This window comes from Paracoccus sp. S1E-3, from assembly GCF_013868135.1.
Lineage (GTDB): Bacteria > Pseudomonadota > Alphaproteobacteria > Rhodobacterales > Rhodobacteraceae > Paracoccus.
Genome location: NZ_JACEMU010000005.1, coordinates 38,767 through 59,589 on the forward strand (window position 1 = coordinate 38,767; position 20,823 = coordinate 59,589).

General features: G+C 62.8%; 25 protein-coding genes, 6 pseudogenes and 1 other annotated feature. Of the genes and pseudogenes, 13 read left to right on the plus strand and 18 right to left on the minus strand.

All coding sequences use genetic code 11. The features are described from left to right. Positions 1-21: 21 nt before the first annotated feature. On the minus strand, positions 22-1,296 hold the full coding sequence (locus H1S04_RS10265) for a hypothetical protein (RefSeq protein ID WP_181745513.1): 1,275 nt from the start codon (positions 1,294-1,296) through the stop codon (positions 22-24). A gap of 124 nt (positions 1,297-1,420) precedes the next feature. Next, a pseudogene (locus H1S04_RS10270) lies at positions 1,421-1,585 on the minus strand (transposase domain-containing protein); the annotation flags it as partial. A 113-nt stretch (positions 1,586-1,698) separates the two neighbouring features. On the opposite strand from H1S04_RS10270, the gene H1S04_RS10275 reads away from it, so the two are divergent. The 4 genes from H1S04_RS10275 to arsH are packed head-to-tail and all read left to right on the plus strand — an operon-like array spanning position 1,699 to position 4,163. Then, positions 1,699-2,019 carry a helix-turn-helix transcriptional regulator gene (locus H1S04_RS10275; RefSeq protein WP_181745514.1) on the plus strand — a complete coding sequence of 107 codons (321 nt, stop codon included), beginning with the start codon at positions 1,699-1,701 and terminating at the stop codon, positions 2,017-2,019. Then, a complete protein-coding gene (gene arsB, locus H1S04_RS10280) occupies positions 2,016-3,029 on the plus strand; it encodes an ACR3 family arsenite efflux transporter (protein ID WP_181745515.1) in 1,014 nt (337 codons plus the stop codon). Before H1S04_RS10275 ends, arsB begins: the two co-directional genes overlap by 4 nt. Beyond that, complete coding sequence (gene arsC / locus H1S04_RS10285) at positions 3,026-3,454, plus strand: arsenate reductase (glutaredoxin) (RefSeq protein WP_181745516.1); 429 nt, start codon at positions 3,026-3,028, stop codon at positions 3,452-3,454. The genes arsB and arsC overlap by 4 nt, the downstream gene beginning before the upstream one ends. Further along, positions 3,447-4,163 (plus strand): arsenical resistance protein ArsH, encoded by a 717-nt coding sequence (gene arsH, locus H1S04_RS10290; RefSeq protein ID WP_220185192.1) that lies wholly within the window; start codon positions 3,447-3,449, stop codon positions 4,161-4,163. Before arsC ends, arsH begins: the two co-directional genes overlap by 8 nt. Here the strand turns inward: arsH and H1S04_RS10295 are convergent. The 6 genes and pseudogenes from H1S04_RS10295 to H1S04_RS18920 form a co-directional block, all read right to left on the minus strand. Further along, entirely contained in the window at positions 4,149-4,559 is a 411-nt protein-coding gene (locus tag H1S04_RS10295) for an OsmC family protein (RefSeq protein ID WP_220185193.1), read from the minus strand. The two genes, arsH and H1S04_RS10295, sit on opposite strands and share 15 nt — an antisense overlap. Then, positions 4,559-4,786, minus strand: a complete 228-nt coding sequence (locus tag H1S04_RS10300; RefSeq protein WP_181745517.1) for a thioredoxin family protein — start codon at positions 4,784-4,786, stop codon at positions 4,559-4,561. The genes H1S04_RS10295 and H1S04_RS10300 overlap by 1 nt, the downstream gene beginning before the upstream one ends. 14 nt (positions 4,787-4,800) lie before the next feature. Beyond that, positions 4,801-5,799, minus strand: a complete 999-nt coding sequence (locus tag H1S04_RS10305; protein ID WP_181745518.1) for a permease — start codon at positions 5,797-5,799, stop codon at positions 4,801-4,803. Then, positions 5,796-6,086 (minus strand): metalloregulator ArsR/SmtB family transcription factor, encoded by a 291-nt coding sequence (locus tag H1S04_RS10310; protein ID WP_181745519.1) that lies wholly within the window; start codon positions 6,084-6,086, stop codon positions 5,796-5,798. Before H1S04_RS10310 ends, H1S04_RS10305 begins: the two co-directional genes overlap by 4 nt. A gap of 61 nt (positions 6,087-6,147) precedes the next feature. Continuing rightward, positions 6,148-6,330 (minus strand): hypothetical protein, encoded by a 183-nt coding sequence (locus H1S04_RS10315; protein ID WP_181745538.1) that lies wholly within the window; start codon positions 6,328-6,330, stop codon positions 6,148-6,150. Positions 6,331-6,442: 112 nt separating this feature from the next. Next, positions 6,443-6,526 (minus strand): annotated as a pseudogene (locus H1S04_RS18920) (IS5/IS1182 family transposase); the annotation flags it as partial. Between the two features lie 800 nt (positions 6,527-7,326). Here H1S04_RS18920 and H1S04_RS10325 point away from each other — a divergent pair. Then, positions 7,327-7,563, plus strand: coding sequence for a hypothetical protein (locus H1S04_RS10325; RefSeq protein WP_181745539.1), 237 nt, complete (start codon positions 7,327-7,329; stop codon positions 7,561-7,563). On the opposite strand, the pseudogene H1S04_RS10330 reads toward H1S04_RS10325, so the two are convergent. The 3 genes and pseudogenes from H1S04_RS10330 to H1S04_RS10340 form a co-directional block, all read right to left on the minus strand. Further along, positions 7,506-7,784, minus strand: a pseudogene (locus tag H1S04_RS10330) (transposase zinc-binding domain-containing protein); the annotation flags it as partial. The gene H1S04_RS10325 and the pseudogene H1S04_RS10330 sit on opposite strands and share 58 nt — an antisense overlap. Positions 7,785-7,796: 12 nt before the next feature. Beyond that, the gene (locus H1S04_RS10335; protein ID WP_028720870.1) at positions 7,797-8,684 is read right to left on the minus strand and encodes a site-specific integrase; all 888 of its coding nucleotides are present in this window, start codon (positions 8,682-8,684) and stop codon (positions 7,797-7,799) included. A gap of 365 nt (positions 8,685-9,049) precedes the next feature. Continuing rightward, a complete protein-coding gene (locus tag H1S04_RS10340) occupies positions 9,050-9,430 on the minus strand; it encodes a VOC family protein (RefSeq protein ID WP_181745521.1) in 381 nt (126 codons plus the stop codon). Between the two features lie 39 nt (positions 9,431-9,469). Here H1S04_RS10340 and H1S04_RS10345 point away from each other — a divergent pair, with 39 nt between their 5' ends. Next, positions 9,470-10,030 carry a winged helix-turn-helix transcriptional regulator gene (locus H1S04_RS10345; protein ID WP_181745522.1) on the plus strand — a complete coding sequence of 187 codons (561 nt, stop codon included), beginning with the start codon at positions 9,470-9,472 and terminating at the stop codon, positions 10,028-10,030. 412 nt (positions 10,031-10,442) lie between these two features. Here the strand turns inward: H1S04_RS10345 and H1S04_RS18925 are convergent, their stop codons facing one another. Further along, complete coding sequence (locus H1S04_RS18925) at positions 10,443-10,538, minus strand: multicopper oxidase domain-containing protein (protein WP_181745523.1); 96 nt, start codon at positions 10,536-10,538, stop codon at positions 10,443-10,445. A 16-nt stretch (positions 10,539-10,554) separates the two neighbouring features. Between H1S04_RS18925 and H1S04_RS18665 the strand changes: the two are divergent. Both H1S04_RS18665 and H1S04_RS18930 read left to right on the plus strand, forming a co-directional pair. Further along, positions 10,555-11,645, plus strand: a pseudogene (locus tag H1S04_RS18665) (IS3 family transposase); the annotation flags it as partial. Next, positions 10,842-10,958 (plus strand) — a sequence feature (AL1L pseudoknot). (Overlaps the previous pseudogene by 117 nt.) 204 nt (positions 11,646-11,849) lie before the next feature. Beyond that, positions 11,850-11,999: pseudogene (locus H1S04_RS18930) on the plus strand (IS21 family transposase); the annotation flags it as partial. Between the two features lie 128 nt (positions 12,000-12,127). Here the strand turns inward: H1S04_RS18930 and istB are convergent. The 4 genes and pseudogenes from istB to H1S04_RS10390 all read right to left on the minus strand — a co-directional run bounded on the left by istB (position 12,128) and on the right by H1S04_RS10390 (position 17,492). After that, positions 12,128-12,856: an IS21-like element helper ATPase IstB gene (gene istB / locus H1S04_RS10370; protein ID WP_181745526.1), complete on the minus strand. Its 729-nt coding sequence runs from the start codon at positions 12,854-12,856 to the stop codon at positions 12,128-12,130. Further along, positions 12,789-14,201 (minus strand): annotated as a pseudogene (gene istA, locus H1S04_RS10375) (IS21 family transposase); the annotation flags it as partial. The pseudogene istA and the gene istB, both read right to left, overlap by 68 nt. Continuing rightward, positions 14,095-14,523: a helix-turn-helix domain-containing protein gene (locus H1S04_RS18935; RefSeq protein ID WP_370470523.1), complete on the minus strand. Its 429-nt coding sequence runs from the start codon at positions 14,521-14,523 to the stop codon at positions 14,095-14,097. The pseudogene istA and the gene H1S04_RS18935, both read right to left, overlap by 107 nt. 605 nt (positions 14,524-15,128) lie before the next feature. Further along, positions 15,129-17,492 carry a heavy metal translocating P-type ATPase gene (locus H1S04_RS10390; protein WP_220185194.1) on the minus strand — a complete coding sequence of 788 codons (2,364 nt, stop codon included), beginning with the start codon at positions 17,490-17,492 and terminating at the stop codon, positions 15,129-15,131. 100 nt (positions 17,493-17,592) lie between these two features. Between H1S04_RS10390 and H1S04_RS10395 the strand changes: the two genes are divergently transcribed. From H1S04_RS10395 to H1S04_RS10415, 5 genes are all read left to right on the plus strand, one after another. Continuing rightward, entirely contained in the window at positions 17,593-17,874 is a 282-nt protein-coding gene (locus H1S04_RS10395; RefSeq protein WP_036702648.1) for a metal-sensitive transcriptional regulator, read from the plus strand. Then, positions 17,874-18,197 (plus strand): hypothetical protein, encoded by a 324-nt coding sequence (locus H1S04_RS10400; protein WP_181745527.1) that lies wholly within the window; start codon positions 17,874-17,876, stop codon positions 18,195-18,197. The genes H1S04_RS10395 and H1S04_RS10400 overlap by 1 nt, the downstream gene beginning before the upstream one ends. Positions 18,198-18,290: 93 nt before the next feature. After that, positions 18,291-18,770, plus strand: coding sequence for a DUF411 domain-containing protein (locus H1S04_RS10405; RefSeq protein ID WP_119886900.1), 480 nt, complete (start codon positions 18,291-18,293; stop codon positions 18,768-18,770). Positions 18,771-18,773: 3 nt separating this feature from the next. Further along, positions 18,774-19,229 (plus strand): cytochrome c, encoded by a 456-nt coding sequence (locus tag H1S04_RS10410; RefSeq protein WP_119886901.1) that lies wholly within the window; start codon positions 18,774-18,776, stop codon positions 19,227-19,229. Positions 19,230-19,266: 37 nt separating this feature from the next. After that, positions 19,267-19,539, plus strand: a complete 273-nt coding sequence (locus tag H1S04_RS10415) for a hypothetical protein (protein WP_119886902.1) — start codon at positions 19,267-19,269, stop codon at positions 19,537-19,539. A gap of 27 nt (positions 19,540-19,566) precedes the next feature. On the opposite strand, the gene H1S04_RS10420 is transcribed toward H1S04_RS10415, so the two are convergent. Together H1S04_RS10420 and H1S04_RS10425 are read right to left on the minus strand one after the other, a co-directional pair. Beyond that, positions 19,567-20,217 (minus strand): L,D-transpeptidase, encoded by a 651-nt coding sequence (locus H1S04_RS10420; RefSeq protein ID WP_119886903.1) that lies wholly within the window; start codon positions 20,215-20,217, stop codon positions 19,567-19,569. Between the two features lie 81 nt (positions 20,218-20,298). Continuing rightward, a complete protein-coding gene (locus H1S04_RS10425; protein WP_010400332.1) occupies positions 20,299-20,751 on the minus strand; it encodes a DUF305 domain-containing protein in 453 nt (150 codons plus the stop codon). Positions 20,752-20,823: the final 72 nt, after the last annotated feature.

A 20,823-nucleotide genomic window follows, 5' to 3' on the forward strand; every position in this document is an offset into this window, starting at 1 on the left:
TGTATCGGCACCTTGCAAGAATCACACCTGCATCTTGCCATTCTGCGACGCTCCCCCCCAACAGGCCGGCCACCGCTTTTGTGCGCACATGCGTGCCAAGCGGCCGCATCGGGCCATCGCCTTCAACGCCCAGGAGCATCGGGGACCCGCCCGCGTCAGTCCCCGTCCCGAAAGCGGCACCAATATTTCGGGAAATTCCGCATCGGCATCGACTGCCCGCCAGAGCGATGGCGCTTCATCCGGCGCGGGTTGCCCAGCGTCAATCACGATCCGGGCCAGAAACCGCCCGTCGGCATGCGCATTCAGGAACACCGGCTCGTCAGGTGCAGCAGGCATCAGCAGCGCCCCGCGCCCGGCATTGCGCACCAGTTCCCAGCCACCTTCTGCCGGGATACCAAGGAAGCCCGCACCCGTATCATTCGTCAGCCGCAAGCGCAGATGGTGATCGACGCCTGACAGATTTGCATGCGGCAGAAACGCTCGCTCCGGGATTTCGGCTACACCAAGCCAGGGACCGCCGGGCTGCTTGCGCAACTGCCTGCGCACCAGAACGGGCGTTGGTCTTTCGCCGCTCCGTTCGCTGATAAGCACCGGACGGACCAGCGCTTCAAAAGCCTCTTGCGACAGCCGAAGGGGCAAAGCCTGGCGCCAACCAGGATGATTGGCATCAAGCCAGGGTTCGGCGGCTTCGACGACCATATCTCCAGGCAAGAGATTTCTGGCCGCAACAATCGCCAGGGCGAGTTCGGCCATAAGGCGAGCCTGCTCTCCGATGCGCAAAACCTGGGGCAGATCATCGACCAGCCTAAGGGCCACGGTATCGGCAATCGACACCCCGAGAGCACCCTCGGCCTCGATGGCGGAAACAAGTCTCAGCAGCGCTCCGCGATATCTGGGGGCATTTGCGAGTGCGAGATCGGGCAATCCCCCCTCGGCAAGCAAGGTGTAAAGAAACTCCCTATGCCCATGATCGCTACGCCGGAGCTTGCGCCTCCAAGCGGCAAGACCACGATCGGTCAACTCGATTGCGGCGGGTCGATCATAGTCGAGTGCAATACCTTCGAAAACGAACTCCCAGCTCAACTGTCCTCCCCGAAAACCCGTCCGGATATGCTCTGCCGCCCAAAGCACAAAGCCCTGCGCGGTCGATGGGGTAAGTCCGCCCATAGCGATCCGCATACGCAAAAAGGAACCCAGAGTCTCTCGTTCGGCATCGGTAACGCCATAGGCGTAAAGCGGGCGCCCATCAGGATGTTGCAGCCCGTTCCGAGCAAGAATTGACTGAACAATCTTCATAGAAAGGCTCCAAGCATCAAATCATCACAAAGAAGGGTAAAAGCGTCCGCAGTCGTCAAACCTTGACGTAGGTCACATAAAAACCACGGATCATCGTAAGCGGTGCGCGAACCCCGTCTGTGTTTCAGGTTGACGGCTTTTGGAAGGCCCAAGGCATGAGGTCGTCGATGCGCGACACGGGGTGGCCGTTGGCGATGGCGGTCAGTGTTGCGCGCAGGTAGGCGTAGGGATCGACCGCGTTCAGTTTGCAGGTCTCAATGAGTGAGGCCATGCGGGCCCAGGCGCGCGCGTGTCGGTGATGACCGCACGAAAGATCACGCAGCATTGCCTCTCTCGGGGTTGTTCTGTCACAACAACGGGTATATCGTTTATCGACGATTAACGAAGCTATTGGAATCACGCGTGCCTCAGAACGATCACCTTGCAGATCTGGCAAAGGGGCTGGCTCATCCGGCCCGTCTTCGCATCCTTCGGCATTTGCTGGCCACCCCCGGCTGCATCGGCGGTGACATCGTGGATGCTGTCGGCCTGGCACAGTCCACGGTGTCAGAGCACCTGCGGATCCTCAAGGCTTCGGGGATCATCTCGGGCGAGATCGACGGGCCGCGCGTGTGCTATGCGCTGAACCCCGCTGCGCTGGCCCCGCTGGCGGAGTTCATCGCCAGCCTGACACCGCCCCCCGGCGATGCCTGCTGCGTCCCCACCCGGAAGGAAACCGCATGAGCCTGTTCGAACGCTGGCTGACCCTGTGGGTCGCCCTCTGCATCCTTGTGGGCCTTGTCCTGGGCAACCTCGCGCCCGGCCTGTTTGGTGTGCTGGCCGGGCTGGAATATGCCTCGGTCAATCTGGTCGTGGCGGTTCTGATCTGGGCGATGGTCTATCCGATGATGATCGCCATCGACTTCGGCTCGCTAAAGGATGTCGGGCGGCGGCCAAAGGGGCTGGTCATCACGCTGGTGATCAACTGGCTGATCAAGCCCTTCACGATGGCGGCGCTGGCGGTGCTGTTCTTCAACCACGTCTTCGCCGGGCTGATCGACCCGGCCAAGGCGCCCGAGTATATCGCGGGGCTGATCCTGCTGGGCGCCGCGCCCTGCACGGCCATGGTCTTCGTCTGGTCGCAGCTGACGAAGGGCGATCCGAACTACACGCTGGTGCAGGTCAGCGTGAACGACCTGATCATGGTCGTGGCCTTCGCGCCGATCGTGGCGTTCCTACTCGGTGTCACCGACATCACCGTGCCGTGGGAGACGCTGATCCTGTCCGTCGTCCTCTACATCGTCATTCCGCTGATCGCAGGCTGGCTGACGCGACGCACCTTGATCGCGCAGGGTCGGTCGGTCGAGGATTTCTCCGCGAGGATCAAGCCCGCCTCGGTCGTCGGGCTGCTCGTGACCGTGATCCTGCTCTTCGGCTTCCAGGGGCAGGTCATCATTGCCCAACCGCTGCTGATCGCGCTCATTGCCGTGCCGATCATCCTGCAATCCTACGGCATCTTCGCGCTTGGCTATGCCTGGGCCTTTGCGTGGCGGTTGCCGCACAAGGTGGCGGCGCCCTGCGCCCTGATCGGAACGTCGAACTTCTTCGAACTGGCGGTGGCGGTGGCCATCGGCCTCTTTGGCCTCAACTCCGGTGCCGCACTCGCCACGGTTGTGGGCGTGCTGGTCGAGGTGCCGGTGATGCTGTCGCTGGTCGCCTTCGCCAATCGCACGCGGGGAAGGTTTCCAGCATGAGCTTTCCCGTCGTCATCCACCATAACCCGGAATGCGGCACCTCGCGCAATGTCCTCGGGATCATCCGCGCCGCCGGATATGCGCCCGTGGTCATCGACTACCTGAAGGAAGGCTGGACCCGCCCGCAGCTTCTGGCGCTGTTTGCCGCCGCCGGAATCAGCCCGCGCCAGGCGCTGCGCGTGGCCCGCTCCCCGGCCGAGGAGATGGGCCTGACCGCCGCGGACGTGACGGACAATCAGCTTCTGGATGCGATGGTCGCGCATCCGATCCTCGTGAACCGGCCCATCGCCTGCACGCCCAAGGGCGTGCGCCTGTGCCGCCCGTCCGAGGTGGTGCTGGACCTGCTGGACCGCATGCCCCCCGGCCCTCTGGCCAAGGAGGACGGGCAGATGATCATCGACGCGGAAGGAAACCGTCTTGTCTGATACGCCCAACATCGACGATGCGCTGTTCCCCGCCATCGACCGTGACCGGCTGTTCGGTGGCACGGCCTCTGCGCATCCGCCGCGCCTCCTGATCCTCTACGGCTCACTGCGCGCCCGCAGCTTTTCGCGGCTGGCGGCCGAGGAAGCGGGCCGCATCCTGACGCGGCTTGGGGCCGAGGTCCGGTTCTTCAACCCCTCAGGCCTGCCGCTGGTCGATGACGGCGTGGAAGCGACCCACCCCAAGGTGCGCGAGTTGCGCGATCTGGTGGCCTGGTGCGAGGGGATGGTCTGGTCCAGCCCTGAGCGGCACGGCGCCATGACCGGGCTGATGAAAACGCAGATCGACTGGATCCCGCTCTCCGACGGCGCCGTGCGGCCGACGCAGGGCAAGACGCTGGCCGTCATGCAAGTCTCGGGCGGATCGCAGAGCTTTAACGCGGTGAACCAGATGCGCGTCCTCGGCCGCTGGATGCGGATGCTGACGATCCCCAACCAATCCTCGATCCCGAAGGCGTTTCAGGAGTTTGACGAAGCCGGGCGGATGCGCCCCTCGCCGCTCTACGACCGGATCGTGGACGTGATGGAAGAGTTGATGAAGTTCACCCTGCTGACGCGCGATCGGGCCGATTACCTCGTGGACCGCTATTCCGAGCGCAAGGAAAGCGCCGAGGCGCCGTTGAAACGGGTGAACCTGTCAGCTGCCACTTGAGGCGCGGCGCAGCGTGCCTTCCAGCGGCACCGCCCCGGAAAGCGTATTCGAGATCGTGCCGTATTTCAGGACGTTGCGGTGCAAAAGATCAAGGCGCTGGTCGGTCTCGGCACTGTCCACGACAATCTCGTAGCGGATCAGGGTCAGCTTCGGTGGCGCATCCTGGCGCAGGGCTTCCAGCCGCACCTCAGCCCCGTCGATCTGGAAGTGCAGCATCGGCGTCACCCGCTCGATCCCTTTCAGCATGCAGGCCGCTAGGGCCGACAGCAGCAGTTCCACGGGGTTCATCGCATCAGGCCGCCCCGCCAGATCGGTGTCGAGCGTGACTTGCGCCTCCTTCGCAATCGCGAGACTGCCATGCGCATCGATGCGGCGGGCGTGGACGCGATACTCCATCAGAGGAGCCGCCCGATTTCTTCCGCTGTCAGCACCTTTCCGGTCGAGACGACCTTTTCATCGACCACCAGCCCCGGCGTCGACATCACGCCATAGGCGGCGATTTCGGCGAAATCGGTGACCTTGACGATCTCGGCCTCCTTCCCGGCAGCCGCAGCCGCCACTTTGGCGTTTTCGCCCAAGGCGATGCATTTCTTGCAGCCCGAGCCGAGAATCTTGATGATCATGATGCGGTCCTTTCTCAGATGAACCAGGTGGAAATCGCGTTGAAGATCAGCCCGATGGACAGGATGCCAAGGGTCACGACGCCGGTGAAGGTGACGAGGAGCGGCATCCTGACCACCCGCTTGAGCATGATCAGCGATGGCAGCGACAGGGCGGTCACCGCCATCATGAAGGCCAGCACCGTGCCAAGGCCCACCCCCTTGCCCACCAGCGCCTCGGCGATCGGCAGTGTCCCGAAGATGTCGGCATACATGGGGACGCCCACCAGCACCGCCACCGGGACCGACCACCATTTGTCCTGACCCAGCAGGGCCGAGATCACGTCGGCAGGCACCCAGTTGTGGATCGCGGCCCCGATCCCGACGCCGATCAGCACGTAGGGCCAGACGCGATGGACGATCTCCACCACCTGATCGCGCGCATATGTCACGCGCTCGCCCCGCGTCAGGATCGCGGCTTCGCCCGAGACGGGAACGGTGCGAACGAATTCCGCCACCTGACCCTCCATCCCCAAACGGCCGATGATCGTTCCGCCCACGACGGCGACCACCAGCCCCACCGCCACATAGGCAAGGGCAATCGGCCAGTTGAAGATCGAAGCCAGCAGGATCACCGAGGCCAGATCCACCAGCGGCGAGGAGATAAGGAAGGAGAACGTCACCGCCAGCGGCAGGCCTGCGGCGGTGAAGCCGATGAAGAGCGGGATCGACGAGCAGGAACAGAAGGGCGTCAGCGTACCCAGAAGGGCCGCGAGCGTGTTGGCGCCAAGACCGGACCGCCCGCCCAGCATGGCGCGGGTGCGTTCGGGCGGAAAATGGCTCTGGACATAGGAAATGGCGAAGATCAGCACCGAGAGCAGGATGAAGATCTTGATCACGTCATAGACGAAGAACTGCACCGACCCGCCAATTCGCGAGGCGGGGTCCAGCCCGATGGCCGCCACGCCCGCGCCCACCAGATCGTTGAGCCAGGTCATCCGCAGCAACTGGTCGTTCAGCCAGCCGAACACGCTCATGCTGCTCGCTCCGTAACCATGATCGGCCGCTCGAGGGCAGCGTCAACAAGGCGGGCGAGTGCCAGCGGCAGGTCCGGGTTGATCCGGTAGCGCACCCATTGCGCATCGCGCCGGTCCAGCACCAGCCCCGCCTGCCTCAGCACCAGCATGTGCCGCGACATCCGGCTTTGGGTTGCGCCCAGCTTTTGCATGAATTCGCAGACACAGTGTTCCGAGCCGTCCGCCAGCAAGCGCATGGCTTCAAGGCGGGTCGGTTCGGCCAAGGCAGACAGAACGGCCAGGATCATCGGAGGCACTCCCCTTCATGCGCATCTGCGCATGAGCGGGCAATCCGTGCCGTGATCTGGATCAAGCGATGCGAAGTGACGACCAATTTGCGACGCACGAGAAGCGCATCGAGCGCGATGCAAGAAAAAATGGAACGTCGTGCAACTTGGCCACCTGCGCCTCCTTCACGATCTTCCCATGCTCGCTGATCACGCAGATCGCGGTTTTCTCCAGCGACACATCCAGCCCGACAAACAGCTTCATCCCGCAGTCATCCATGTGGATCCGATACGGGAATGGCGCCACTTTGCCCTCGATCTTGCAACAGTAACGGGCGGGTCGCGACGCAGGCCCCGTTACGGCATCTCGTTCTGGCTTAAAGCCAGAACAAGACGGTTGCGGCGAGCATGATGGCTGAGAAGAAGGTTTCCGGGCACCGGTCGTATCGGGTGTCGGAGCGCACCCTGCCGCTGCATCCGCAACTGGTCGCGCTCGGGCTGATGGAGCATGCTCGCCTGGCGCTGAAGGGACCGCTTGGCGATCTGTTCCCCGATCAGCGGCCAAAGTCCGGCACCAAGTTCGGCGATCCGCTGGACTACCGCTTCCGGCTGCTGATCCAGCGCCAGCTCTCGGGCAACCCCGAGGGCAAGGTGCTGCACAGCTTCCGGCACTATGTCGCGACGCAGCTGGGCCGGATCGAGGGCTTGCGTGAACAGGTGCGCAAGGACATCCTGGGCCATGCGGGCGACTCGATCACCGCCGAGCGCTATAGCGAGACGACCCCGCTGGCCGCCAAGCTGGCCGCTCTTCGTCAACTGCCCCCGCTGCCCGTGCGTGATCTCGCGGCAGATGTTCGGGCAGTTGAATCTATGCGGGCCGTGGCCCGCAAGACCCGCAAGGATGGGCCTTGCCCGTCCGCGCAGTTGCCCCTTGGGCGACGGAGCGCCTCCCCGGCGTAAGGGGCAGACCACCGAGGTAGCTTTAGCTACCTATAGTCTGTCACTATGGGTAGGCCGAAGGCGCCAAAACACCCCTCCAATCCTCCGCGCGCGGACCTCTTCTTTCTGCCGCGATGCGGCCCTCTGATCCCGTCGTTCGCAGGGTCTGACGGACCGCCATTTGCAGCGATCTGCCGCCCGCATTCGGCACCCGCCGGAATGGCGCCGACATATTTCCGAAATTCGAGGCCGTTAGCGCCTTAGGTTTTTTCGCGGATGCGCGATAGCTGGATGGCCATGATCCAAACCAGGGACCCCAATCATGGCCTTTCAATTCGTCCATATCGAGACCTACTCAGAGCAACCCAAAGCCGTCAAAGGCGCCCCGGACCAGTTCAACAGCGCCGAACAGGTTCTGGGCGAGGCGGCGCGGGAGGGGCACTTTTCACAGCATGTCGAGAACCCGCAACAAGCAAAAGAGCTGACGTATCCCGGCTCGGTCACCGGCAGCAGGTCCTCGGCCCGTGCCTCCATCCAGTCGCGCGCCGCCGGTCCCTGACACTTCGGGCAGTGCCGGTTTTTGCAGCTGTTATACGCGACATGCTGGTGGCCGCACTTTGTGCATCCCGCCACATGCCCGCCGAACGCCTCGGTCCGGCAGGCCTCGATGGCCGACATGACCTTGAGCTGGGAGAGGCTAACATGCCCGGCATTGGCCCGCCGCCACGTGGAACCATGGGCGCGAAAGATGTCAGCGATCTCCAACTTCGGCCGGGGCACCCCGGCGTCCGGTCACTCCAGACTTCGCTTCACCGTCTGATCCTGCAACCTGGCCAGCATCTCGTAGGGACTGACGGTATCCCGGATCGTCTTGGTTGCCACGTGGGTGTATCGGGCGGTCGTCGTCAGCTTGGCATGCCCGAGCAGCACCTGGATCACGCGCACATCGGTATTGGCCTCCAGCAGGTGCGTGGCGAAGCTATGGCGCAACGTGTGCAAGGTGGCGGGCTTCCTGACGCCGGCCATGTGCTTGGCCGAGGTGAAGGCCCGGTTCAGCTGGCGCGGTGAGATCGGGTTGATCCTGGGCTTGCCGGGAAACAGCCAGCCTTCGGGACGTGCTTCGCGCCACCAAGCACGCAGCAACTCCAGCAATCCGGGCGACAGCATGACCTTGCGGTCCTTCTGGCCCTTGCCCTGCTCGACATGGATCAGCATCCGGTCGCTGTCGATGTCGCCGATCTTGAGATTGCAGACCTCGGCGGCCCTGAGCCCTGCACCGTAGGAGATGCTGAGCGCCGCCCGATACTTGAGCCCGGGCCCCGGCGCCGCCATCAGGATGTCGGACACCTCCTCGACGCTGAAGACTACCGGCAGCTTGCGCGGTTCGGTGCGAAACTGCATGTAGCGCTTCATCTCCTCCCGCCCGCAGGTCATGCCGAAAAAGAACCGAAGCGCCACGATGCGCGTGTTGAAAGTCGACGGCGTGACCCCGGTATCCGTCATGTGAAGCTGATAGGCGCGCAGATCCTCCGGCGTCGCCCTATCGGGTGACCGCCCGAGAAAGGCCGCGAAATCTTTGATGGCCCGGATGTGGGACTTCTGCGCCTTGTCGCCCATCCCGCGGATGCGCATGTCCTCGATCATCCGCTGGCGTAGCGGGCTTACGCTCTCCTCTGTCATGGAAGCCTCCTGTCTGATGATTGAGAAGGCCCCAATCGTCAGGCAGGATCGTCCATTCCCAAATGCACAAGAGTCAGATCAGCGCGCAACGCCCGCCACACGCGCCATTGCCGCGCGAGCGGCTTCGTCCTCGGGCCGAGGCGTGCCATGTCGCTCTGCCAGGATGGTCACACGGCCTGCCGCACCGCCGCATGACCGCATCGAGCCCATTTCGACAAATGCTGCGAAGGCTATAAACGACCGCTATGGGGACACATCTGGCGGCGGCGGCTGAACTTACAGCCCTGAAGAAGTGCCGTGAGGTGCAGTTGAATCCGTGCCTGCCAGAAGCAGACACGGCGCAGAGGCCATATGAAATTAACGTGTTACCCAATGCCTCCGGTCAAATCCTGCGCAAGCATCAGCGCATTGCCGTCGGGATCGTAAAAGGTCGCCGTCTTGACCATGCCCTCGACGATATCCGTCTCGCCATCAAATTTGACTTTTGCCTGCTCCAGTTTCTGCCGCGCTGAATCCAGATCAGCTATCCCAAAGACTGGCACGCAGTTGCCGGGTGCTGGCTTGGTGTGCTCGCCAAGGCCAATGACGACACCGGGCGTGTTGGTCCGAAGCTCGGTCCAGCCCGCGTCATCGGCATGATAGAGCAGCTCAAATCCCAGCATGGTTTCGTACCATTTCGCGCTTGCATGGCGATCTTTGACCGACATGGCGATGGTGATGGTCTGATCTACCGAAACGAGTGACATGGGCTTTCCTTATGATTCAAAATATACTAACTATACTTTATGGACATGAAGATATTTGTCAACATCACTTCAAGAGCTTGGGCGATGCCCATATTATCGGGCCTGCATTCAGGTATCGCCGGACGGCAAGCGCCACTCTTGGCTGCGACGGGCGCAAGCAGGACAGCCTTCGCGCAAAGCATGGATCATTTAATCGAACTGGGTTTGCTTGAACGAAACCCCGGTTACGGTCATCCGCTGCGCCCGGAATTCCGGCTTACAGAGCTGGGGAGGACGGTCGCGACCATAGCCGACAAAATTCACAGAGTTTCTACAGAGGAAGATTGGCCGTTGCTGCGCCGGTCATGGACTTTGCCGGTTCTGACGTCACTCCACAAACCAAGCCATTTCATGGACATCAAGCGACGCCTGCCGACGATTACAGATCGGGCGCTGTCTCAGTCACTGAAATCAATGGAAGCAAGGGACTGGGTGTGCCGCAGCGTGGATGGAGGCGCCCGCCCGCCTAGATCCATCTATAGTGCGGTGAACACTGGTGACCTTATCAGTCAGGTTATTGCGCCAGAAGTCGTTTTTGTTAGCCGACCCGGCCCTCATTGAAAGATGATGGAAGTCGGATAATCTGCGAAAGCGGCCATTGAACCGACCGGAGCCAACGGCAACTTCGTCCCGCATTGCTGCCGCCCGGTCCAAGATAATGCTGTATAGGAGGTCGAATGACCGGTTAGGTGACGCTGGAACGCCGCGCGGCGCCGCCCACAAGCGGCAGGTTTGGGCCGGGCGTGCCATGTCGCTCTGCCAGGATGGTCACACGGCCTGCCGCACCGCCGCATGACCGCATCGAGCGACTGGACGGCCGCTTCGGCGGACCCGCAGCTTAGCGAGGTGTTCTCCGTTCGGGTCTAGACATACTCCGTAATGCGTTTCAACAAGGCGACACCGGCACCTGATAGAACGCCGCAAGAAGACGTAAGCTCTTGACGACGCCCGGTGTCGAGCGGGTGGGGTCCTGTTATGTGACCGTAAACTGCCCCATCATGCCCGCATCCTCGTGTTCGAGGATGTGGCAGTGATTGAACCGCCCCGGGTTTACCGGAGAGTAAAACACTCAAAGGATGAGCCCTATGACCAAGCAGAGATTCACCCCCGCCTATCCTGCCGAGCTTCGCGAACGCGGTGTTCGGCTTTTTCGAGAGAACCGCGCCGGTTACGCCAGCGACACAGCTGCTTACAAGGCAATTGCGCCGAAGCTCGGCTGTTCACCCGACAGTCTGCGTGTCTGGTGTCAGCAGGCCGAACGTGACGCTGGGCGACGCGGTGGGCTGACAAGCGCCGAGAAGGATCGGATCAAGGAACTGGAGCGCGAGGTCCGTGAACTGCGTCAAGCGAACGAGATCCTGAAGAAGGCCAGCGCATATTTCGCGGCGGCGGAGCTCGACCGCCCGTTTCGCAAATGATCGCGTTCATTGGTGATCACCGTAGTGTCTTTGGTGTCGGGCCGATCTGCCGGGTTCTGGGGATCGCACCATCGACGTATTACGCCTTCAAGACAGTGGAGCACGATCCGGACCTGGCATCGGACCGGGCCAGGCAGGATCGGCTGGACATGGCGGCGATCAAGAAGGCCTTCGATGGCAGCCGAGGCCGCTATGGCGCGCGCAAGGTCTGGCATCAGCTGCGCCGCGGCGGTCACGATATCGCCCGCTGCACGGTGGAGCGGCTGATGAAGGTCATGGGATTACAAGGTGTTGTGCGGGGCAAGAAGGTGATCACCACTAACCCCGATACGGCCCAACCCTGCCCGGACGACAAGGTGAACCGAGCCTTCGTGGCAGACATGCCAAACGAGCTGTGGGTTTCGGATTTCACCTATGTCTCCACCTGGCAGGGTATGGTTTACGTCGCCTTCGTGATCGACGTCTTTGCCCGCAAGATCGTCGGCTGGCGCGTCTCGACGTCGATGACGACAGGCTTCGTGCTCGACGCACTAAACCAGGCCATCTGCCAGAGGGCGCCGTCCGAGGCTGACAAGCTAATCCACCACAGCGACCGCGGCAGCCAATACCTGTCGATCCGATACACCGAGCGACTGGCAGAGGCGGGTATCGACACATCCGTCGGCAGCGTCGGGGATTCCTATGACAATGCCCTCGCGGAAAGCATCATCGGCCTGTTCAAGACCGAGGTCATCAAGTTCCTTGGACCCTGGAAGTCGGTTGGTCATGCTGTGACCCCCGATGTTCATCCGGCTGAACCCAGAGTCCTTTGCTGAATTTGGCGCGGTTGCGCCGACGGAGCAATGGGCGATCTGCGCAGCAGTTCAGTTGCGCGAAGCTGATCGCCCATTGCGGTGAGTTGGGCGGCGAAGACCGCCGGGGCCTGATAACCGAGGGCCGAATGCGGTCGCTCGGTGTTGTAGATGGCGGAATGGGACCTGCCGTCGGAGTTCACGACCCTGCGCCGCCTGATGGAAGCGCGGATGATCAAGGCAGGACGCCGCGAGTATGTTCAGGTTCTGCGCCTGCTCGAGACCTTCGACATCGACGATCTCCACGCTGCGGTGAAGAAGTGTCAATCGGCACGCAAAACTGACCCCCTATCGGCGTCCAAAATTGACCCCTCTTTGCGTCGTCGAGATCAGGGCCTGAGCCGACGGAACTGATCACGGAGTGGAGGCGGGTCAGGCCCTGATCGGGGTCAGGCGCGGTTCTTGAAGCGCCATGACTCGTTGCCGGTTTCGATGATCTCGCAGTGATGGGTCAGGCGGTCGAGGAGCGCCGTGGTCATCTTGGCGTCGCCGAAGACGGTCGGCCATTCTCCGAAGGCCAGGTTGGTGGTGACGATGATGGATGTGCGTTCGTAGAGACGGCTGATGAGGTGGAAGAGCAGCTGTCCGCCGGATTGCGCGAAGGGCAGATAGCCGAGTTCATCGAGAATGACGAAGTCGAGGCGGGTCATGTAATCGGCAAGCCGTCCCTGCTTGCCGCCGCGGGTCTCGGTCTCGAGCCGGTTCACCAGATCGACGACGTTGTAAAAGCGGCCGCGGGTGCCATTGCGAATGAGCGCACGGGCAATGGCAATGGCGAGGTGGGTCTTGCCGGTGCCAGTGCCGCCGATGAGGACGACATTGCGCTGGTCCGCGACGAAGCTGCCGGTGGCCAGCTCCCGAACCAGCCCCTCGTTGATCGGTGTTCCAGTGAAGTCGAACTCTTCGATGTCCTTGGCAAGTGGCAGCTTGGCGACTGTCATCTGGTAGCGGATGGATCTGGCCTGCTTCTCAGCAATCTCGGACTGCAGCAGGTCACCGACGATGCGGGGTGGTTCGTGCTGGCGCTTGATGCCCGCGGCCATGACCTCGTCATAGGCGTTGCGCATCCCGTAGAGCTTGAGGCTGCTCATCAGGTCTAAGATCTGGGTGCGTTCCATGTCGGCTGGTCCTCCTGAGGCTGTCATAGCGGGCGCAGTCGGCCACGGGTTCGTGGGTCAGGCGCAGCGCGGTGGGGGTGAGTAGAAGTGGTGGCGGGGTCGGGTCGCGTCGTCGGGCGAGGATGTTGATGACGACCGGGGCGGAATGGACGCCCTGATCCACGGCCTCGCGGCAGGCGGCTTCGACGGCTTGGAGCCCGTCATCGGGCACGCAGCTCAGGATCTGGACCATCTGCCGGTCGCCGTCATCGCTGCCCTTCAGCTTGCGCCGGATCGCGGCCATGGCGGGCGGAAGCACCCAGTCCTTGAACGGAGCTCCATTGCGCAGTGCTCCAGGTTTGCGTGCCAGAACAGGCACATAATGCCACGGATCATAGACGGTCTGGCCTCTCCCGAAGGCGCGGGCATGCTCGCCAACCACCACGCCATCCTGCCGGATCACGATGCGTTCGGCGTAAGCATGCACATCTACGGGACGTCCGACTGCCGTGGCCAAGACCGAGTATTTGTTGTTGTCGAACCGGACCGTGCAGGTCTTCGATACCGAGGCGGGCACGCTGTGGAAGCCATCGAAGCGGCCGACGTATGGAACGAGGTGGGGCCGCTCTGCCTCGAACATCCCCCAGATCGTCTTGTCGGTCTGTTCGGGATGGCGGTGCGCCTTTGCGTAGGCCACGCATTTGTCCAGCAGCCAGGCGTTCAGTTCGTCCAGACTTTTGACGCGGAGGCGCGGCGTAAAGAACCGTTCCCGCACCAGCCCGACCTGGTTCTCGACTTGTCCCTTCTCCCAGCCCGATGCGGGTGTGCAGGCGACCGGTTGAACAAGGTAATGGCTGCACATCTGCAGGAAGCGGCGATTGTAATGCCGTTCCTTGCCCGTGAAGACCGCTTCAACCGCCGTCTTCATGTTGTCGTAAATCCCGCGCGTGCAGGTGCCCTTGAAGAAGGCGAAGGCCCGGTCATGCGCGTCAAAGACCATCTCTTGACTCTCGCGCATGTAGGCCCGGGCGAACATCATCCGGCTGTGGCAAAGCCGGATATGCGCTACCTTCACCGTCACCGTGACGCCCGAGATCACCACGACCTCATGGCTCCAGTCGAACTGGTATGCCTCACCCGGTGCGTAGTAGAGCGGCACATAGGCTTCGGCTGTCATCGCGCCCCGGTTCTGCGACCAACCCTTCGCGAACCGGCGCACGGCATCATAGCCGCCTTCGTATCCCAGCCCGCGCAAGTCCTCAAAGATGCGGATCAGCGTCAACCGTTCCCGCGACGGCTTGTTCGCATTTGATGACAGGAACTGTTCGAGCTGCCCTTGCCACGGCCCTATCCGCGGCATCGGTTGCCCTGACCAGCGTTGCGACCGTCGCACCCAGATTCCGTTCGAGCGCGATAACAACCGGTCGGCTGACCCCGATCCGATTGGCCAGTTGCGCCTGGCTCAGCCCCCGCGCCCGCCGCCGATCGGCCAGAGCCCGCGCCGCCTGCACCCGGTCCGGCGCCCAGCCCCAGTGCAGATCCAGCGCCACCATGACCGCGACCAGCGCTTGAACACCACCCTCGCCCCGCTCAAGCGCCCGAAGCGTCGGCAGGCTGATCCTGGCTGAGGCCGCGACCTCGGCTTGGGTCAGTCCGCGTGAGCGACGCGTTGTGCGCAGAGTGTTCATGTCAAGAATTGCTTGTTTCTTGGCGGTCAAAAAGGAAAGTATTCATGACACTATTTGCACCAGATCCACTCGTCCGCGCCAGATAACAAACGTCGATAAGGGCGGAGAGCCGACTTGCGGCAGTGCGGCGCAGCATTGGCAACAATCTGTATAAGCCGACATTCAGGGGCAAGATCACGAGAGACCGGCACGAGCTAATGGTCGGGCGGGATTTGCACCTACGACCTTCAGGTTATGAGCAGATCAGAGGCGAAATTCGGGCACCCCGTAATTTCAGTATGTTACGGGACAATCGATTGATTTATTGCGATTTCCATGCCGACGCTCAACTGCATTGAGCGACATCTGACGGAACAACCTGCACGAGAACTGCAGCCAAGGGTTGAGGTGGCGTTGAGGTAGATGATTTTTCCAGCATCGTAAGTCTGACAACAAAAGTGCGGCCCATGCGTTGCCAGCAAGAGAGGGCCCGCTGAGAAGAAAACTCACATCTCCAACGGTTGTCGTTTATGTCGTCGCCCTGATGGAAAGCCGCGTCATCTGTTTTGGACTACCCTGATCGGGCTGAAACCGAAATTTCAAACCCACACGCCACCTCCTCAACCCTATAGCTTCACCCGTTTCAGCCTCAGCGCATTGGCGATGACCGAGACCGAGGACAGCGACATGGCGGCGGCGGCAATCATCGGTGACAGCAATATTCCGAAGAACGGATACAGCAGACCGGCGGCAACCGGGATGCCAGCCGTGTTATAGGCGAAGGCGAAGAACAGGTTCTGGCGGATATTGCGCATGGTGGCCACGGCCAGCTTGCGGGCGCGGACGATGCCGGTCAGGTCGCCGCCCAGCAGGGTCAGCCCGGCGCTTTCGACCGCCACATCGGCGCCAGTGCCCATGGCGATGCCCACATCCGCCGCAGCCAGCGCGGGCGCGTCGTTTACCCCGTCGCCCGCCATGGCGACCTTGTTCCCCTTGCCGCGCAGCCCGTCGATCAGATCCTTCTTGCCCTCAGGCAGCATCCCGGCGCGGACCTCGTCGATGCCCAGCTTGCTCGCCACCGCCTGCGCCGTGCGTTCGTTGTCGCCGGTTGCCATGATCACCTTGATGCCCAGATCGTGCAACTCGCGGATCGCCGCCTCGGCAGTTGGCTTGATCGGGTCGGCCACGGCGACCAGACCGGCCAGCCTGCCATCCAGCGCCACGAACATGGCGGTCTTGCCCTCGCCGCGCAGGCGGTCGGCGGTGTCCTCTCCGGTGTCGCAGTCGATGCCAAGCGAGGTCATCAGCGCGTTATTGCCAAGCGCCACGTCGCGGCCATCGACCTTGCCGATCACGCCCTTGCCGGTGATAGCTTCGAACTCCTCGCCACTACCAAGGCTCAACCCGCGCGTTTTTGCGCCTTCGACAATGGCTTCGGCCAGCGGGTGTTCCGAGGCCCGTTCCAGCGCCGCCGCAGCACCGAGCAACTCGCCCTCGGGCACGTCACCGAAGCTGGTCACATCGGTCAGTGCAGGCTTGCCTTCGGTCAGCGTGCCGGTCTTGTCAACGATCAGCGTATCGACCTCGGCCATCAGCTCCAGCGCCTCGGCATTCTTCACCAGCACGCCCGCCTGCGCGCCCCGCCCCGCCGCCGTGGTGATGGAAATCGGCGTCGCCAGCCCAAGCGCACAGGGACAGGCGATGATCAGCACCGAGACCGCCGAGGCGATGGCGAAGACATATGAGGGGCTGGGGCCGAAGATCAGCCAGACGATGAAGGCCAGCACCGCGATCACCACCACCGTCGGCACGAAGATGGCTGACACCCGGTCGGCCAGCCCTTGAATCGGCGCCTTGGACCGCCGCGCCCCGGCCACCATCTGCACGATCTGCGACAGCACCGTATCGGCGCCGACATCGGTGGCGCGGATCGCCAGCGTGCCGTTCTTGTTGATCGTGCCGCCGGTCACGCGGTCGCCCTGCACCTTCTCGACCGGCACCGGCTCGCCGGTGATCATGCTTTCGTCGACGGAGGACCGCCCCTCGACCACCTCGCCATCGACCGGCACGCTATCGCCGGGCCGCACGCGCAAGAGGTCCCCGGCCGTGATGTTTTCCAGCGGCGCGTCATATTCCGTGCCATCGGGCAGGATGCGCCGCGCCGTCTTAGGTGCCAGATCCATCAGTGCCCGGATCGCATCACCGGTGCGTTCCCGCGCCCTGAGTTCCAGCACCTGCCCGACAAAGACCAGGGCGACGATGACGACGGCAGCCTCGTAGTAGGTGCCGACCATGCCGCCCATCCGGTATTCTTCAGGAAAGATACCCGGCAGGAAAGTCGCGAACAGCGAATAGAGATAGGCCGCGCCGACACCCAGAGAGATCAGCGTCCACATGTTCGGTGAGCGGTTTTTGAAGGAATCCAGCCCTCGCTGAAAGAAAGGCCGCGCCGCCCAGAGCACAATGGGCGTGGCCAGCAGAAACTCCAGCCAGACGGCGGTGCGGTGTCCGATCCAGTCGCGGACCGGAATGCCTACCATCTCGCCCATGGTCAGGATCAGCAGCGGCACAGCGGCGGCCACGCTGACCCAGAGCCTGCGGGTGAAGTCGGTCAGTTCGTGGCTGGGTTCGTCCGAGGGAATCATCGGCTCCAAGGCCATGCCGCAGATCGGGCAGGCGCCTGGTTCATCGCGCACGATCTCGGGATGCATCGGACAAGTCCATTGCGTGCCTGCCGGGGCGGATTTTTCGACCTTGACCGCCGCGCCCGAGGCGTAGAACCACGGATCGCCGTCGAACTTCGACTGGCAACCGTCCGAGCAGAAATAGAAGGTCTGTCCCTCATAGTCGCGCTGGCGTGCCTCGGGCTTGATCGTCACCTGCATGCCGCAAACCGGGTCGATGGCCTTACCGGGATCAGCCTGTGCCGGTGCGCCACCGTGTGTCCCGTGATCGTGCTGCCTATGCGAATGATCGTGCTTGTGGTCCATGACTCTCTCCCGGCAGATACCTATAGGGGGTATATCAGACTTGCTCTATACCCCTTGAGGGTATAGCACAAGCTGCAGATGTTGAAGTTCGGAGCCCTCCTTGGCGCATGACAAGCAGAACCGAGACGCGATCCTGAAGCGGCTTTCCCGCCTGAACGGTCAGGTGCAGGGCGTGTCGCGCATGGTCGAGGACGGGCGCTATTGCGTCGATATCCTGAACCAGACCGCCGCCATCCGCTCGGCCCTGCGCGGGGTCGAGCGCCTGTTGATCGAGGATCATGCGCGAAGCTGCATGGAAGACGCGATCCAATCTGGCGATCAGGACCGGCAGAGGGTGATGTTCCGTGAGGTGGTTGAATTGATGGACAAGGTGCGCGACTGATGCAGTTCCTGCTGTCGGCCCTGCTTGCTGTCATGCTGGCGGTGACGATGCCGCTGGCCCTGACCGGCGCCGCAACGGCGGAAGCGTCGCAGACGGCCTCGATAGCCGAAACATCCGTGCCGCCGGCCGCGCATGAATGCTGCACCACGCAGCCGGATTCTCCACATGGCGACTGTGCGGCCTGTGCCGCCATCGGCCATGCCGAAGTCACGGCGAACGCGGCCCGGTTGCCACGCCGAATCCGGCACATTCCCCCGCTGCAGGATATGAAATCCGCCAGGCCGCGTTTGCCGCTGCCCCCTCCGCGATCCGCTGCTCTCTGACGCCACATGGCCCGAGTGGCCACAAGTCGATCAACTGCGCCATGACAGGGATGAATGACCCTACGGCGCGCAACATCCCGAAGGACATCAGATATGAGCAACCCCAATTTCTCGCGTCGCGGGGCGATCCTTGCGGTCGCGGCGATACTGTCGACAACCTCTACCCTTGCCTTCGCCGCCACCGGCTCGGATGCAAAGCCGAACCTGCTGAGTGTCACCAAGGACCCCGGCTGCGGCTGCTGCGGCGCCTGGGCCGACCTTGCCATCGAGGCGGGGTTTGAGGTCGAAATCACTGAGGCCAGCGACTATGTCGGCATGAAGCGCGACGCCGCTGTGCCCGAAAACCTGTGGTCCTGCCACACGACCCGGATCGGCGGCTATATCGTCGAGGGCCATGTGCCCTTCGCGGCCATAACGCAGCTTCTGGATCAGCGTCCCGACATCTCCGGGATCGCCGTGCCGGGGATGCCCGCCGGCTCTCCGGGCATGGGCGGCGGGGTCGAGGCCACCGCCGAGGTCATCGCCTGGGGCGGCATTGCCGGTGACGGGCGCGCCTTTCCGCTGGACGGATAACAGATGACGCGCAACGCACTCATCCTCATCGCGGCGGTCGGTCTGGCCGCTGCGATCCTGATCCTCTGGCGCGGCAGCGCGGCGACTGAGACAGCCGCACAGGATCAGGCCGTCATCGCGCTTGGCCAGCGGCTCTACGCCGACAACTGTGCCAGTTGCCATGGCGCCGATCTGGAAGGGCAGCCGGACTGGCAGACCCCACTCGCAAATGGCCGCTATCCGGCGCCCCCGCATAACGAGACCGGCCACACATGGCATCACGCCGACGCGCTTCTGGAACAGATCGTCCGTGACGGCACCGCCGCCGTGGTCGGGGATGGTTATGAAAGCGACATGCCCGGCTTTTCTGATGTCATGAGCGACGCCGAGATCGCCGCCGTTCTGGCCTATATCAAATCCACCTGGCCGGAACGCGAGCGCGCAATCCAGAGCCGTATGACCAAGGACAGCGCGTCCTAACACCCCGCGCGTCACCACCCCACCCAAGGAGCTTCACATGAAAAAAAGAACCGCCGCAATCGCGCTGACGCTTCTCATCCTAGCAGGATGCGCGGCACAGACGCCTGATATCGCCGTCGAGGAGGCCTGGCCCTATCCGATCCCGAACGAGGTCGTCGCCATCGCCGGTCCCAATCAAGATCTGACCACGGCTCGCGTCGATCCGGCGGATGACTGCTATTGGTATTACCACGCCGGGCCGGTCGAGACGACGCTGGTGCCGCTGCGCGCCGCAAATGGCAACCATATCTGCAACGCGCGCACGTCCTGACACCCGGCATCGCCGGAGGGCGGCCGTTCAGCTGACGGCCGTCACGCTGCCCTCCGGCGAATAGAGATAGGCCGTCGCGCCGATCTGGACCCGTGGATACAGCCCGTTGATATGGGCCATGACCATGCGGACGCAGCCGGAACTGGCGCGGCTGCCGATCGAGGTCGGAAATGGCGTGCCGTGAATGCGCAGATAGGTGTCGCGCTCGCCGAGATAGAGATAGAGCGCTCGCGAACCCAGCGCGTTCCGGGGGCCGGGCTCCATGCCATTTTCATACTGCGCATAGACCTCGGGTTCGCGCTCGATCATGTTCCGGGTCGGGGTCCAGTGCGGCCATTCGGCCTTGCGCTTGATTGTATAGGTCCCCGGCTCGTAAAGATCGCCCCGACCGATGGCCACGCCGTAACGCATTGCGGTGCCGCCCTCTTCGATGTGGTACAGGTATCGGGCCACGGCATCGACGTGGATATCGCCCGGCACCAGACCGTCATTCGCGACAATCCGCTGCGGCAGGAAACGCTGGTGCAGGCCCCAAGGATTGGGGCCGCCGGCTTCCACCTCGGCATCCCAGGCGGCCTTCTGCGCCGCGTCGGGCCAGGTCGAGGCCATAAGCGGGCTGGCGGCGGAGGCCGCGAACAGCGCCGTCGTCGTTCGGATGAAATGTCTGCGTGTCAGCATGTGATTGCTCCTCGTAATGGTTGTACCTTCAGATGAATGCGGCAAGCGCAGCGGGATCCGCGATTGCCGAACCGTATCGCATCAGCGCCCATCGACCTCGGGCGTCGCCGCTGGCCCGCCTTCCAGATCGGCGATCAGCGCCTTCATCTCCGCGATTTCCAGCGTCTGGGCCTCGATGATGCTGTCCGCCAGCGCCCGCACGCGAGGATCCGAGATATCCGCGCGGGTGGATGTCAGGATCGCAATCGAGTGATGCGGAATCATCGCCTTCATCCAGGCGGTATCATCGACCGTTGCCTGACTGCGAACCAGAAACAGGCCGAGGGCAAAGGCCAGAATTGAAAGGCCTGCGACGGTCATATTGGCGCGCTGGTTGCGATACATCCCAAGCATGAAGGCCAGCATGATCAGCGCCATGGCGCCGCCCATGTAAAGCGCCATCCACATCCGGGTCTGGCTGAAAAAGACATGATCCATCGCCCAGGTGTTCAGATACATCAGCCCGAACATGATCACCGTCGAGGTAGCGATCATCGCCGCAAAACGGCCATAGCTTCCGCCGCTCTGGCTTCCGTGGCTATTGTGTCGATCAGAATTATCCATAGC